Origin of the sequence: Streptomyces sp. IMTB 2501 (assembly GCF_001953885.1) — a bacterium.
GTDB lineage: Bacteria > Actinomycetota > Actinomycetes > Streptomycetales > Streptomycetaceae > Streptomyces.
On record NZ_MQUS01000031.1, the window covers coordinates 1 to 13,206 of the forward strand.

A 13,206-nucleotide genomic window follows, 5' to 3' on the forward strand; every position below is an offset into this window, starting at 1 on the left:
CTGCACTGGACCCGCCGCATGATCGAGATCCGCAAGCAGAATCCCGCCTTCGGACTGGGGTCCTACAACGAGCTGCAGTCCTCCAACCCGGCGGTGCTGGCGTTCCTGCGCGAGGCCCCCTTGACCGGGGAAGGAGGGGACGACCTGGTGCTGTGCGTCCACAACTTCTCCCGCTTCGCCCAGCCGACGGAGCTGGACCTGAGCCGGTTCTGCGGGCGACACCCGGTCGAGCTGTTCGGCGGGGTCCGCTTCCCGGCGATCGGCGAGCTGCCGTACCTGCTCACCCTCGCGGGGCACGGCTTCTACTGGTTCCGGCTGCGGCGAGACGCGGCGTAGGACCCTGCGGGCGGGGCGGTTTCCACCGTCCCGCCCTGGGCACGCATCAGTAACACCCCGACCATCCGGGGAAAGGACGTGACACCCATGGCGGAAACGGTCACCCCGTCCGACAGCAGCCGTACGACCGGTCACCTCCTGGCTTCGCTCGATCCCCTGCTGCGCGAGTGGCTGCCCCGGCAGCGCTGGTTCGCCGGCAAGGGGCGCCCGGTCACCGGGTTCACACTCGTGGCCGCCACGGAACTGCTGCCGCTCGACGGCCGGTTGGGCCTCCACCATCTGCTGCTGCGCGTCCACCAGCCGTCCGTGCTCGGCGCCGAGCCCCACCCCGGTGACTGCTACCAGCTCCTCATAGGCGTGCGCGAGGCGCTGCCGCCCCGGCTTGCGCCCGCGCTGATCGGACATGTGGAGGACGGGCCGCTCGCCGGACGCACGGTGTACGAGGCCCTGCACGACCCCCGGCCCGCCGAAGTGCTCCTGGAGGCCCTGCGCACCCAGGCCCGCGTCGGCGGGCTGTGTTTCGAACGGGACCCGCGCCAGGAGATCCGCGAGGGCCTGGTGGCCCGGCTGATGACCGTCGAGCAGTCCAACTCGTCCGTCGTCTACGGCGATACGTTCATCCTGAAACTGCTGCGCCGGGTCGTGCCCGGCGTCAACCCCGACCTGGAGATCCCGCTGGCGCTGGCCCGCGAGGGCTGCCCCCGGGTGCCCGCGCCGACGGCCTGGCTGCACGCCGAGATCGACACCGAGCCGTATGTGCTGGCCGTGCTGCAGCCGTTCATCAGCGGGGCGAGCGACGGCTGGGAGCTGGCGCTGCGCGAGCTGGCCAAGGGCGAGGACTTCGCCGCCGAGGCCCGAGAACTGGGCCGGGCCACCGCCGAGGTGCACACCGCGCTCGCCCACGCCCTGCCGACGGCCACCCTCGGCCACACCCAGCTGCGATCGCTGGCCGACGGGATGACCGAGCGGCTGGCGGCGGCCGTCCAGGCGGTGCCGGTGCTGCGCCCGTACGAGAGCGGGCTGCGGGCGGCCTACCGGGCGCTGGCCGGACTCGCCGACGAGGGCCGCACCTGGACCGCGCAGCGGATCCACGGCGATCTGCATCTCGGCCAGTGTCTGCGCTCGCCGTCCGGGGCGTGGTCGCTGATCGACTTCGAGGGCGAGCCGGCCCGGCCGCCGGCCGAACGGCGGCTGCCGCAGCCGCCGGTGCGGGACATCGCGGGCATGCTGCGCTCCTTCGACTACGCGGCCCACTCGGCGAGCCCGCCCGCGCCGGACTGGGCGCGCGTCTGCCGGGCCGCCTACTGCTCCGGGTACGCGGAGGTGGCCGGCCGCGATCCACGCACCGATCCGGTGCTGCTGCGGGCCTACGAGACCGACAAGGCGGTCTACGAGGTCGTCTACGAGGCCCGGCACCGGCCCGACTGGCTCCCCGTACCGCTGTCGGCGATCCGTCGCCTCGCCGCGTCCGCCCTGGAGGCCCGTCCGTGACGACCAAGAAGTCAGCCACCTCGAAGCACACCCCGGATGCCGCCGCCGTCTCCCCCGCGCCGGCAGCCGCCGACCGCGAGCGGCTGCTGCACGGCACCCATCACGATCCGCACTCCGTCCTGGGCGCCCACCCGGTGACCGGAGGCGTCGCCTTCCGGGTCCTGCGGCCGTACGCGCTTGCCGTCACGGTCGTCACCGGCGAGCTGCGCGTCGCGCTGCACGACGACGGCGACGGGTTCTTCTCGGGGCTGCTGCCCCTGCGGGCCGTACCCGAGTACCGGCTGCTCGTGGAGTACGAGGGGACGGTCCTGGACACCGAGGACCCCTACCGTTTCCTGCCCACCCTCGGTGAGCTGGACCTGCATCTGATCGGCGAGGGCCGGCACGAGCAGCTGTGGCGGGCGCTCGGCGCCCATGTCACCGCCCAGCAGGGCGTGCCGGGCACCCGGTTCGCGGTGTGGGCGCCGAACGCGCGGGGCGTACGGGTCACGGGCGGCTTCAATTTCTGGGACGGCACCGGTTTTCCGATGCGCTCACTGGGATCCTCCGGCGTGTGGGAGCTGTTCGTGCCGGGGATCGGCGAGGGCGAGGCGTACAAGTTCGAGATCACCCGCCCGGACGGCTCGCGCACCCTGCGCGCCGATCCGCTGGCCCGCCGTACCGAGGCGCCGCCCGCGACCGCGTCGATCGTGTACGCCTCGCACCACACGTGGGCCGACGGGCAGTGGCTGGTGCACCGGGCCGACACCCCGGTGCACGAGGCCCCGTTCTCCGTGTACGAGGTCCACCTGCCGTCCTGGCGCCCCGGCCTGACCTATCGCGAGCTGGCCGAACAACTTCCGGCCTATGTGAAGGAGTTGGGCTTCACGCATGTGGAGCTGATGCCGGTCGCCGAGCATCCCTTCGGCGGTTCCTGGGGCTACCAGGTCACCGGCTTCTACGCGCCGACGGCCCGCCTCGGCGGACCGGACGACTTCAAGCACCTGGTGGACAGGCTGCACCAGGCCGGGATCGGCGTACTGATGGACTGGGTGCCGGCGCACTTCCCCCGGGACGACTGGGCGCTGGCCGAGTTCGACGGGCGTCCGCTGTACGAGCATCACGATCCGCTGCGGGCCGCCCATCCCGACTGGGGCACCCTGGAGTTCGACTTCGGCCGCCGCGAGGTGCGCAACTTCCTGGTGGCCAACGCCGTGTACTGGTGCGAGGAGTTCCATATCGACGGCCTGCGGGTGGACGCCGTCGCCTCCATGCTGTACCTGGACTACTCGCGCGAACCGGGCCAGTGGACGCCGAACGAGCACGGCGGCCGGGAGAACCTGGACGCGGTGGCCTTTCTGCAGGAGATGAACGCCACGGTCTACCGGCGCTGCCCGGGTGTGGTGACCATCGCCGAGGAGTCCACGGCCTGGGACGGCGTCACCCGCCCCACCCACCACAAGGGCCCGAGCGGCTTCGGCGGGCTCGGCTTCGGCCTGAAGTGGAACATGGGCTGGATGCACGACTCGCTGCAGTACATGGCCCACGAGCCGGTGCACCGCAAGTACCACCACCACGACATGACCTTCTCGATGGTGTACGCGTACAGCGAGAACTACGTGCTGCCGATCTCCCACGACGAGGTCGTGCACGGCAAGCAGGCGCTGGTGTCGAAGATGCCGGGCGACTGGTGGCAGCGCCGGGCCGATCACCGCGCCTACCTCGGCTTCATGTGGGCCCACCCCGGCAAGCAACTTCTGTTCATGGGCCAGGAGTTCGCGCAGGGAGCCGAGTGGTCCGAGGCGCACGGCCCCGACTGGTGGCTGCTCGACCCGTCCTACGGCGCCGCGGCCGACCACCGGGGCGTACGGGATCTCGTACGGGACCTGAACGCGCTGTACCGGGCGACCCCGGCCCTGTGGCAGCGGGACACCGACCCTGCGGGCTTCCAGTGGATCGCCGGGGACGCGGCGGACGACAACGTCTTCGCCTTCCTGCGTCTCGACGCCGACGGCAACCCGCTCCTCGCGATCTCCCATCTGTCCCCGGTGGTCCGCCACGACTACCGGCTCGGCGTCCCGGAGGACGTTCCGGCCTGGCACGAGGCCCTCAGCACGGACGCGGTCCGGTACGGCGGCAGCGGTGTCACCAACCCCGATGTGGTCAAACCGGAACCGCGGGCCTGGCACGGCCGCCCGGCGAGCATCCGGCTGACCCTGCCGCCGCTCGCCACGGTCTGGCTCCGGCCCGCCTGACCGGGCGAGGCGCGCCTTATAGTGCCCCCTAGGTCAACTTCGGTGCACCACGGGGGGATTGAGGCACATGCGACCGTACAGATCGATGGCTGCCCTGCTGTGTGCCGTCGCCGTCCTGCTGCTGGGCGGCTGCGGCACCCGGGTGGACGGCGGCGGCCCAGGGGCGGCCGCCACGGACACCGGGCCGATCCCGTGGACCACCTTCGGGCCTTCCGGGGTCACCGGTGCCCGGCTCGGCGCCGACCAGCGCACACTGAGCCTCGACGCACAGGTGCCCAGCGGCCCACGCCCGTGTGTGCGGGGGCTCAAGGCGGCGGTGACGGACACCGTGGCGGAGCATGTGTGGGTGCAGATCACCTTCGAGTCGCCGTCCGGGGACCGGCGCTCGGGATGCACCGGGGAGAGCACGGCCACGGCACGGGTACGGCTGCCACAGCCACTGGGCGCGCGCGACCTGATCGTCGACAACGACACCACCTTCACCGCCGACGGCGCCAGGCCGCCCGCGCTGCGGCGGTGCGGCCGGCTCGGCTGCCACCCGCCGGCCACCGGCTGCACCACCGCCTCCTACGAGCAGGCGCTGATCGCCGTCGACGCGCCCGAGCACGCCTACCGAGACGCCGAGCACTGCGACGGCAGATGGCTGGTGCTGGACTTCTCCTGGCGCACGGGACCGGCGTGCGGCGACGACACCAAGGACTCCGCCTGCACGTCCCGGCTCGGCGACCGCTACTTCTTCCGGGCGGAGCGCTCCGGCTGGCAGCCGGTCTTCGAGAGCGCGGCCGGCGGCTGCGAGGCCGTACAGCGCAGGGAACCCGCCTTCCCGACCGCGCTGTGCGCGGGGCTCGCACCCCTGTCCTCCGCTCAGCACCCGAGCTACCCGCCGCCGTCGGCGGCGGACAGCTCCTCGCCGACCGCTACGGCCCGGTGACGCCGGTGGCCAGCGCCCCCGGCAGCAGGTCCGTGTACAGCACCCCGAGCCGCTGGGTGGCGCGGGTCAGGGCGACGTACAGGTCGCTGGTGCCATAGCGGGCGGGCTCCACCACCAGGACCGAGTCGAATTCGAGGCCCTTGGCCTGGCGGGGGTCGAGCAGCACGACCGTACGGGTCAGATCGGGCTCGGCACCCGCCGTGACCCCGTCCAGCCGGGCGGCCAGCGAGCGGTGCAGCTCGCGCGGGGCGATGACCGCCAGCCGGCCCTCGTCCGGGGTGAGCTCGGCGACCGCCTTGGCCACGGCCTCGGGCAACTCACCGGCGGCCTGCCGCACCCAGGGCCGTACCCCTGTCGAACGGACCGAACTCGGCGGCTCGAAGCCGGGGTGCTCGGCGCGGACCACGGCCGCGGCCAGCTCCATGATCTCGGCCGGGGTGCGGTAGTTGACGCCGAGCCGGGTGTGCTCCCAGCGGTCCTCGACATACGGCGCGAGGATGTCCGCCCAGGAGCCGACCCCGGCCGCCTCGGCGGTCTGAGCCGGGTCGCCGACCAGGGTCATCGAGCGGGTCGGGCTGCGCCGCATCAGCAGCCGCCAGGCCATCGGCGACAGCTCCTGCGCCTCGTCGACGATGATGTGCCCGAACGCCCAGGTCCGGTCGGCCGCCGCCCGCTCGGCGGCGCTGCGGTGGTCCGCCTCCTCCTGCCGCTCGGCGAACCGTTCGGCGTCGATGATGTCGTGCGCGGACAGCACCTCGGAATCGTCGTCGTGCTTGTCCTCGAACTCGTACGTCCGGGACGCGTACGACACGTCCAGCACGCCCTGCGCGTAGGCGACCTGCGTCTCGCGCTCACGCTCGGCACGCGCCCGCGCCACCCGGTCGTCCTCGCCGAGGAGTTCGGCCGCCTCGTCCAGCAGGGGGACGTCGGCGACGGTCCAGGCGCGGGTCACCGGGCGCCGGATGGCGGCCGCGTCCGCCTCGCTGACGTACCCCTCCGGCTCGGCGAGGAAGTCGGCGACCAGCCGCCGCGGGCCGATCCGCGGCCACAACTGGTCGACGGCGGACCAGACTTCGGGGTTCTCGGCGAGTTCGTCGCGGATCTGGGTGATGTCGGAGGCGTCGAGCAGACTGCTCCCGTCGTACGGGTCGGTGCCCACGCGTTCGGCGTACAGCTCGGTGAGGGTGTTGAGGATGTGCCCCTCGAAGTGCTCGCGGGCCGCGTTGTGCGGCAGCCTGGCCGCGCGGGTGCGCTCACGGGCGACGCTCACCAGGCCGTCGTCGAGCATCAGCACCTCCCGGTCGTGCTCGATCGCGATCACCGGGTCGGGCAGGGCCTGCCGGTCCCGTACGACGGCGGCGAGCACCTCGGCCATGTCGGCGCGGCCCTTCACGGCGGCCGCCTCCGGGGTGTCGGTCGCGGTGGCCTTCACGCCCGGGAACAGCTCGCCGACGGTGGCGAGCAGCACGCCCGTCTCACCGAGCGAGGGCAGCACCTCGCCGATGTAGCCGAGGAAGGCAGGGTTGGGGCCGACGATCAGCACGGCCCGGCGGGCCAGCAGCTCTCGGTACTCGTACAGGAGATAGGCGGCGCGGTGCAGTGCGACCGCCGTCTTCCCCGTACCCGGCCCGCCCTCGACCACCAGCACCCCGCGGTACGGCGCCCGGATGATCTCGTCCTGCTCGGCCTGGATGGTCTGCACGATGTCGCTCATCCGGCCGGTGCGCGCCGAGTTCAGCGCGGCCAGCAGTACGGCATCGCCGTTGTGGTCCTCGTACCCGGTGCGGGTCGCGTCGCCGAGGTCGAGGATCTCGTCGTGCAGCGAGGTCACGGTCCGGCCCTCGGTGGTGATGTGCCGGCGCCGCCGCAGGCCCATCGGCGTGAACCCGGTGGCCAGGTAGAAGGGACGGGCGACATCGGCGCGCCAGTCGATGAGGACCGGGGTGTGCTCGGCGTCGTCCTCGCGCAGCCCGATCCGGCCGATGTGGTGGGCGGTGCCGTCGGCCAGGTCGATCCGGCCGAAGCAGAGCGAGCCGTCGACGGCGTTCAGCGCGGCGAGCAGCCCCGAGCGCTCGGCGACCAGGATGTCCCGCTCCAGCCGGGCCTGCATGGGCTTGTCGCCCTGGGCGAGCGCGTCCGTGACCGAGGTCTCGGTCTCACCGCGCAGCACGTCCACGCGCGCGTACAGTCCGTCGATGAATTCCTGCTCGCGCCGCAATTCATCGTCTGGAAATTCGGTGTTTGACAATTCCGCTCCCGCCCGGATATACTGTGCCCAGTGAACTTCTCCGCGACTTATTCAAAATGAAGTCGCGAATCACTGAATATACGCAGAGAAATCCCCCGAGCGCAATTGCTCAGGGGATTTTTTGTGGGCGGCTCCGCCTCAGAGCACGTCGGCCAGCTCCTCCAGCAGCCGCCGCTTGGGCCGCGCCCCCACCATCGACCGCACCGGCTCACCGTCCTGGAAGACCATCAGTGTCGGCGTCGACAGCACGCCGTAGGCGACGGTCGTCTCCGGGTTGCGGTCCACATCGATCTGCACGATCCTCAGCCGGTCGCCCTCCTCGAAGGCGATGTCCTTCAGCACCGGCGCGAGCTGCCGGCACGGCCCGCACCAGTCGGCCGTGAACTGCACCAGCACCGGCAGATCGGAGCCGATCACCTCCGTCTCGAAATCGACGTCCGTCACCTGCGGCAGTCCGCCCGTCACGCTCATCGCGCAAGCCCTCCCAGTTCGCACACGGGCTCCGGGCCACCCGGAGCCAGCGCCTCGGCGGCCAGCGCGTCCCGGGCCAGCTCGGCCCGCCGCAGCTGCCCGGCGACCGTCTCCCGCACCGCCGACAGCTGCCCGATGAGCGCGTCCAGCTCGGCCAGCTTGCGCCGGTAGACCACGAGCGAGGCCGGGCAGGAGTCGCCCTCCTGGTGCCCGGCGCGCAGACACTCCACGAAGGGCCGCGTCTCCTCCAGCTCGAACCCGAAGTCCTGCAGCGTCCGGATCTGCTCCAGCAGCCGCAGGTCGGCCTCGTCGTAGGTGCGGTGTCCGTTGCCGTCCCGCCGGGCCGGCAGCAGCCCGCGTGCCTCGTAGTAGCGCAGGGCGCGGGTCGTGGTCCCGGCCCGTGCGGCCAGCTCGCCGATTCGCATGCCTACGACCGTAGGCGTTGACGTCGGCGTCAAGGCAAGGCGGGCGGCAGCAGCGGCTTGAGCCGCACCGGCGAGGACAGCACGATCGAGGTCGTCGTACGGCCCAGCGCCGAGGTCTGCTCCAGGATCTCCTCCAGGTGCACGGTGTCGGTGACGGCGGCCTTCAGGATCCAGCAGTCCTCGCCGACGACGTGGTGCACCTCGGTGATCTCCGGCCGGCCGATCAGCGCCAGGGTCCTCGGGTGCTTGAGGGTGTAGCCGCCGTGCGGGTTCACCCGGATGAAGGCCTGGATGCCGTAGCCGAGGCGGCCGGGCGCGACCCGGGCGGCGTACCCCTCGACCACGCCCGCAGCCTCCAGCCGGCGCACCCGCTCGGCCACGGCCGCCGGACTCAGACTGACCCGCCGGCCCAGCTCGCTGAGCCTGATCCGCCCGTCCGTCTGCAGCAGTTCGAGGATCTGCCGGTCCACCCCGTCGAAGGCCACCGATGTTTCGTTGGCGACGGCCCGCAGCTGCCGCGGTTCTTTCGGTGCGGTGGCCGTATGTCCCATGTCTCCCCCTTCTTGAGGCCGCTGTGCAGCCCGGAGAATTATGGTCATGGGAAAGGCGCGAGAGGTACTGGTGATCGGCGGCAACCGCTATTTCGGCAAGCGGCTGATCGGGCGGCTGCTGGCAGCCGGTGACCGGGTGACGGTCCTGAACCGGGGTTCGGCGGCCCCGCCGCCGGGCGCGGTGCACGTGATCGCCGACCGGAACGACGAAGCGGCCCTGACCGAGGCCGTCGGGACACGGACGTTCGACGTCGTCCTCGACCAGGTCTGCTACACCCCGCGCCAGGCGGCGATCGCCCGCCGGGTCTTCGCCGGGCGCACCGGCCGCTATGTGCTGACCTCGACAGTGGAGGTGTACGAGCACGAGGACTGCGAGGTGCCCGTACCGGAGAGCGCGGTGGACCCGGCCATGTGCCCGGTGGACCTGGAACTGCCGTGGGACGACCCCGGGTTCCTCCAGTCGCACTACGGCGAGGGCAAGCGGCAGGCGGAGGCGGTGCTGCAGGGTTCCGGCTTCCCGTTCGTGTCCGTCCGGGTGGCGCATGTCCTGGGCGGTGACGACGACTTCACGGGCCGCCTCCAGCACTACGCCGGCCGCATCCGCGCCGGTGCCCCCATAGCCGTACCGCCGCTCGTGCATCCGGCGACGTACGTTCACGTCGAGGAGATCGCGGACTTCGTCTTCTGGGCGGCGGGCGAGGGGTTCACGGGCCCGGTGAACGCCGCCTCCCACGGAGAGCTGGGCGTCGAGGAGCTGTGCGCGGAGGTGGCGGCCCACCTCGGCGCGGCCGGGCCGGTGTTCACGGTGACCGACTCCGCCGAGGTCTCCCCGTTCGCCTTCCGGCGCCACTACGCCATGGACAACTCCCGGGCCGTCAGGCTCGGTTTCTCCTTCGGGACGGTACGGCAGTGGCTGCCGAAGGCCGTCGCCGAGACCTTGGGAAAGGACAACTGACATGCAGTACCGCAGCCTTGGCGGACTCCCGGTGAGCGCGGTCGGGCTCGGGGCCATGCCGCTGTCCATCGAGGGACGCCCGGACGAGAGACGCGCCCTGGCCACGGTGCACGCGGCGCTGGAGGCGGGCGTGACACTGCTGGACACGGCCGACTCCTACCATCTGCCGGGCCAGGACCCCGGCCACAACGAACTGCTGGTCGCCCGCGCACTCGCCACCTACGGCGGTGACACCGACGGCGTGCTGGTGGCCACCAAGGGCGGCCGGGGCCGCCCGGCCGACGGCAGCTGGACGGTGACGGGCACGCCCCGGCATCTCAAGGCGGCCGCCGAGGCCTCCGCGAAGCGGCTCGGCGTCGAGGCGATCGGGCTGTACCAGCTGCACAAGCCCGACCCGGCCGTACCCTTCGAGGAGTCCGTCGGCGCACTGCGCGAACTGCTGGACGAGGGCACGATCCGGCTGGCGGGCCTCTCCAACGTGGACGCGGACCAGATCCGGCGGGCCCGCGCGATCCTCGGTGACCGTCTGGTGTCGGTACAGAACCGCTACTCCCCCGAGGTTCGCGACAGCGAGCCGGAGCTGCGGCTGTGCGCGGAGCTGGGGCTGGCGTTCCTGCCCTGGAGCCCACTGGGCGGGATCTCGCGCAGCTCCCTGGACGGGCCCTCGGGGCCGGCGCACCGCGCCGCGGGGTTCACGGCGTTCCACGAGGTGGCGCGCGAGCGGGAGGTGAGCCCGCAGCAGGTCTGCCTGGCCTGGCTGCTCTCCCGCTCCCCGGCCGTGGTCCCGATCCCGGGCGCGAGCCGACCGGAGACGATCCGGGACTCGGCACGGGCGGCGGACCTGCACCTGACCGATCAGGAGCTGGCGAGACTTACCTAGCGCCCCAACAGGCAACGTTCACCCCGTCGCGACGCCCGGCCCTTGACGGGCAAACGTTGCCTGCCAGGGCACTAGACGGTCACCCCGGCCGACTCCTCCACCTCCATCAGCGAGGCGCTGTGCCGTTCCTCCTCGAACTTCTTCCGTCCGCCCCGCAGCCCGAACAGCCGCTTCGCGAGAGCGATGTAGAGCACGGCGAGGATGTTCAGCACCAGGGTGGCGATCTTCAGATAGCTGACCTTCTCGGTGAGTTCGTAGATCTCCAGCGGGAGGAACGCGGCGGTGGCGATGACCGTCAGGTACTCCGCCCAGCGCTTGGCGTACCAGAGGCCGACCGCCTCGACCAGCTCGATCAGCGCGTAGGCGAGCAGCAGGGCGGCCACCAGCAGCAGCGTGGAGTGCTTGTAGCCGAAGGCCTTCTGGATGGAGCCGACGACCGGTGAGTGGTCGAGGTCGTAGTGGAAGTGCCGGAAGACCGGGCGGAAGACGTCCAGGTTCTGGTTGAAGAGCTTGCGCACCGCGTCCTGGCTGTTGCTGAACTTCCACACCGCGACCGCGACGAGCACGATGAACACCCCGCGCACCGCCCGCTCGATCGCCAGGAAGCGCAGGATGAACAGGTCCCGGAGCACCTTTCCGCGCGGCACCAGCGGGGCGTCGGCGGCCGGCCCCGAGCCGTGCGGCGCACCGAGCACGAAGTCACCGCAGCGCAGACAGCGCCACACGTCCCCGAGCGCGGTCTCGGCGTGCAGCCGGCGGCGCAGCCGGGGGTCGTCGGGCGCGTAGGTCACATGCCCCTTCCGCGCGCAGGTCCGCCGGTCCCAGTCGATCTTCATCCCCCGTGCCTCCATACAGGTGCTGACTCACACGTACTGACGCCAAACACGAACGTGCCGTTCCGAATGATCCGGAGCGGCACGTTAGTGGATCGGGGCAAGGGATGCTCAGCCGGCCGAGCTGTCCACCAGTTCCTTCTCCTCGGCCTTCACGTCCGGCGCGGCGGTTTCACGGCGCGGCAGCAGAACGGCCACGAGGATCGTGCCGGCGCCGAGGATCACCGCGCCGACCAGGCTGGTGTGCGCGACGGCGTCGGAGAAGGAGGAGCCGACCGCGTGGGCCATCTGCCGGGCGCCTGCGGCGAGTTCGGTGGCCTGCTGCTTGAGCTGGGCGGCCTGCTGCGGGTTGGTGGCGTGTGCCGCCTGCGCGGCCAGCTGGTGCGCCTTCTCGCCGATGCCCTGCGCGACCGCGTATCCGGCGCCGACCGAGTCCTGCGCGGTGTCCAGGGCGCTCGCGGGCAGCTTGCTGCCGGCGATGGCGTCGCTCAGATGGTTGCCGTACGAGGTGGCGAGCAGCGAGCCGAGGATCGCGATGCCGAGCGAGCCGCCCAGCTCCAGCGAGGTGTCGTTGACCGCGCCGCCGACGCCCAGCTCGGACTCCGGGAAGGCGCCCATGATCGCGTCGGTGCAGGGCGAGAGGGCGAGGCCGATGGCGAGGCCCAGGATGATCAGGGGGGCGAGGAAGTCGCTGTACGTCGAGCCCGCGTCGACCCGGGTGAGCAGGGCGAGGGCGGTGGTGCCGCCGACCATGCCCGCGCTGACCGTCCATTTCATGCCGACGCGCGGGGTCAGGAAGCCGGTCAGGGCCGAGCCGGCGAAGACGGCGCCGGCCAGCGGCAGCATCCGTACGCCGGTCTCCAGGGCGTCGTAGCCAAGGACGAACTGCAGGTGCTGGGTGAGGTAGTAGAAGGCACCGAAGACGGCCAGGAAGAACAGGGCCACGGCGAGGTTGGAGCCCGCGAAACCGCGGTGCGTGAAGCGGCGGACGTCCAGGATCGGGCGGGGGTGGCGCAGCTCCCAGAGGACGAAGGCGACCAGGCCGGCGCCCGCGACCACCGCCGCCGTCACGGCCTTCACGCCCCAGCCGAAGTGCGGGCCCTCGATGATCATGTAGATCAGGGAGCCGGTCCAGATCACCGACAGGAGGCCGCCGACATAGTCGATGCGGTCGTGGTGACCGGCCTTGGACGGCGGGATGAGCACGAAGGCGGCGACGATCGCCACGGCCGCGACGGGCACGTTGATCAGGAAGGTCGAGGACCAGCCGTGGTCGCGCAGCAGCGCGCCGGCGACCACGGGACCCGCGGCGATGGCGAGGCCGGCCGTCGCCGTCCACAGCGTGATCGCCTTGGCCCGCTCCGCCCGCGGGAAGGTCGCGGCGAGCAGGGAGAGCGTGGCGGGCATGATCAGCGCCGCGCCGACGCCCATCACGGCGCGGGCCGCGATGACGGTCGCCGCGCTGTCGGCGAGGTAGCCGAAGACGGCGCCGCCGCCGAAGACGAGAAGGCCGAGGACCAGGGCGCCCCGCCGGCTGTACTTGTCGCCGATCGCGCCGAGCAGCAGCATCAGCGCCGCGTAGGGGACGGTGTAGCCGTCGATCACCCACTGCAGGTCGGCGCTGGAGAGCCCGAGGTCCTTCGTCATGTCGGGCGCGGCGACCGTGAGGGCGGTGTTCGCCATCACGATGATCAGCAGGCTCAGGCAGAGCACGAGCAGTGCCCACCAGCGCCGGGCGTACGGACGCTCCATCTTCTCGACCGGTTCGGTCATGACGAGTCGCATGGCAGGGGTCGCCTTCCTCGGATGCGCGACGAGATGTGATGCGGGGAGTGAAACTTGCACAGTTAC

At 71.8% G+C, this 13,206-nt stretch carries 12 protein-coding genes; 6 read left to right on the forward strand and 6 right to left on the reverse strand.

Going from position 1 to position 13,206, the window contains the following annotated elements; genetic code table 11:
- The 4 genes from AV521_RS37030 to AV521_RS37045 form a co-directional block, all read left to right on the forward strand.
- Nucleotides 1-336: alpha-glucosidase C-terminal domain-containing protein (locus tag AV521_RS37030; protein ID WP_179023675.1), on the forward strand; the 336-nt coding region annotated here is incomplete at its 5' end.
- Nucleotides 337-423: 87 nt separating this feature from the next.
- A complete protein-coding gene (locus AV521_RS37035; RefSeq protein ID WP_076094979.1) occupies nucleotides 424-1,827 on the forward strand; it encodes a maltokinase in 1,404 nt (467 codons plus the stop codon).
- Nucleotides 1,824-4,061: a 1,4-alpha-glucan branching enzyme gene (gene glgB, locus AV521_RS37040; protein WP_107481122.1), complete on the forward strand. Its 2,238-nt coding sequence runs from the start codon at nucleotides 1,824-1,826 to the stop codon at nucleotides 4,059-4,061. Before AV521_RS37035 ends, glgB begins: the two co-directional genes overlap by 4 nt.
- Nucleotides 4,062-4,128: 67 nt before the next feature.
- Nucleotides 4,129-4,992: a hypothetical protein gene (locus tag AV521_RS37045; protein ID WP_256725840.1), complete on the forward strand. Its 864-nt coding sequence runs from the start codon at nucleotides 4,129-4,131 to the stop codon at nucleotides 4,990-4,992.
- On the opposite strand, the gene AV521_RS37050 is transcribed toward AV521_RS37045, so the two are convergent.
- The 4 genes from AV521_RS37050 to AV521_RS37065 all read right to left on the reverse strand — a co-directional run bounded on the left by AV521_RS37050 (nucleotide 4,979) and on the right by AV521_RS37065 (nucleotide 8,687).
- Nucleotides 4,979-7,210, reverse strand: coding sequence for a UvrD-helicase domain-containing protein (locus AV521_RS37050; protein ID WP_179023683.1), 2,232 nt, complete (start codon nucleotides 7,208-7,210; stop codon nucleotides 4,979-4,981). The genes AV521_RS37045 and AV521_RS37050 overlap by 14 nt on opposite strands.
- Nucleotides 7,211-7,378: 168 nt before the next feature.
- Nucleotides 7,379-7,711: a thioredoxin gene (gene trxA, locus AV521_RS37055; RefSeq protein WP_107481123.1), complete on the reverse strand. Its 333-nt coding sequence runs from the start codon at nucleotides 7,709-7,711 to the stop codon at nucleotides 7,379-7,381.
- Entirely contained in the window at nucleotides 7,708-8,136 is a 429-nt protein-coding gene (locus tag AV521_RS37060) for a MerR family transcriptional regulator (protein ID WP_076094981.1), read from the reverse strand. Before AV521_RS37060 ends, trxA begins: the two co-directional genes overlap by 4 nt.
- A gap of 29 nt (nucleotides 8,137-8,165) precedes the next feature.
- On the reverse strand, nucleotides 8,166-8,687 hold the full coding sequence (locus AV521_RS37065) for an Lrp/AsnC family transcriptional regulator (RefSeq protein ID WP_179023677.1): 522 nt from the start codon (nucleotides 8,685-8,687) through the stop codon (nucleotides 8,166-8,168).
- 46 nt (nucleotides 8,688-8,733) lie between these two features.
- Between AV521_RS37065 and AV521_RS37070 the strand changes: the two genes are divergently transcribed.
- A complete protein-coding gene (locus AV521_RS37070) occupies nucleotides 8,734-9,642 on the forward strand; it encodes an NAD-dependent epimerase/dehydratase family protein (RefSeq protein WP_076095173.1) in 909 nt (302 codons plus the stop codon).
- A 1-nt stretch (nucleotide 9,643) separates the two neighbouring features.
- Nucleotides 9,644-10,522 carry an aldo/keto reductase gene (locus AV521_RS37075; protein ID WP_076094984.1) on the forward strand — a complete coding sequence of 293 codons (879 nt, stop codon included), beginning with the start codon at nucleotides 9,644-9,646 and terminating at the stop codon, nucleotides 10,520-10,522.
- A 71-nt stretch (nucleotides 10,523-10,593) separates the two neighbouring features.
- On the opposite strand, the gene AV521_RS37080 is transcribed toward AV521_RS37075, so the two are convergent.
- The gene (locus AV521_RS37080) at nucleotides 10,594-11,358 is read right to left on the reverse strand and encodes a DUF2127 domain-containing protein (RefSeq protein WP_076094985.1); all 765 of its coding nucleotides are present in this window, start codon (nucleotides 11,356-11,358) and stop codon (nucleotides 10,594-10,596) included.
- Nucleotides 11,359-11,466: 108 nt separating this feature from the next.
- Nucleotides 11,467-13,140, reverse strand: coding sequence for an MFS transporter (locus tag AV521_RS37085; protein ID WP_076094987.1), 1,674 nt, complete (start codon nucleotides 13,138-13,140; stop codon nucleotides 11,467-11,469).
- Nucleotides 13,141-13,206 lie beyond the last annotated feature (66 nt).

Coding starts and splice junctions, on each gene's coding strand:
- trxA (WP_107481123.1), bottom strand. CDS start 7,711: ATGAGCGTGACGGGCGGACTGCCGCAGGTGACGGACGTCGATTTCGAG.
- AV521_RS37085 (WP_076094987.1), bottom strand. CDS start 13,140: ATGCGACTCGTCATGACCGAACCGGTCGAGAAGATGGAGCGTCCGTAC.
- AV521_RS37060 (WP_076094981.1), bottom strand. CDS start 8,136: ATGCGAATCGGCGAGCTGGCCGCACGGGCCGGGACCACGACCCGCGCC.
- AV521_RS37045 (WP_256725840.1), top strand. CDS start 4,129: ATGCGACCGTACAGATCGATGGCTGCCCTGCTGTGTGCCGTCGCCGTC.
- AV521_RS37075 (WP_076094984.1), top strand. CDS start 9,644: ATGCAGTACCGCAGCCTTGGCGGACTCCCGGTGAGCGCGGTCGGGCTC.
- AV521_RS37035 (WP_076094979.1), top strand. CDS start 424: ATGGCGGAAACGGTCACCCCGTCCGACAGCAGCCGTACGACCGGTCAC.
- AV521_RS37065 (WP_179023677.1), bottom strand. CDS start 8,687: ATGGGACATACGGCCACCGCACCGAAAGAACCGCGGCAGCTGCGGGCC.
- AV521_RS37080 (WP_076094985.1), bottom strand. CDS start 11,358: ATGAAGATCGACTGGGACCGGCGGACCTGCGCGCGGAAGGGGCATGTG.
- AV521_RS37070 (WP_076095173.1), top strand. CDS start 8,734: ATGGGAAAGGCGCGAGAGGTACTGGTGATCGGCGGCAACCGCTATTTC.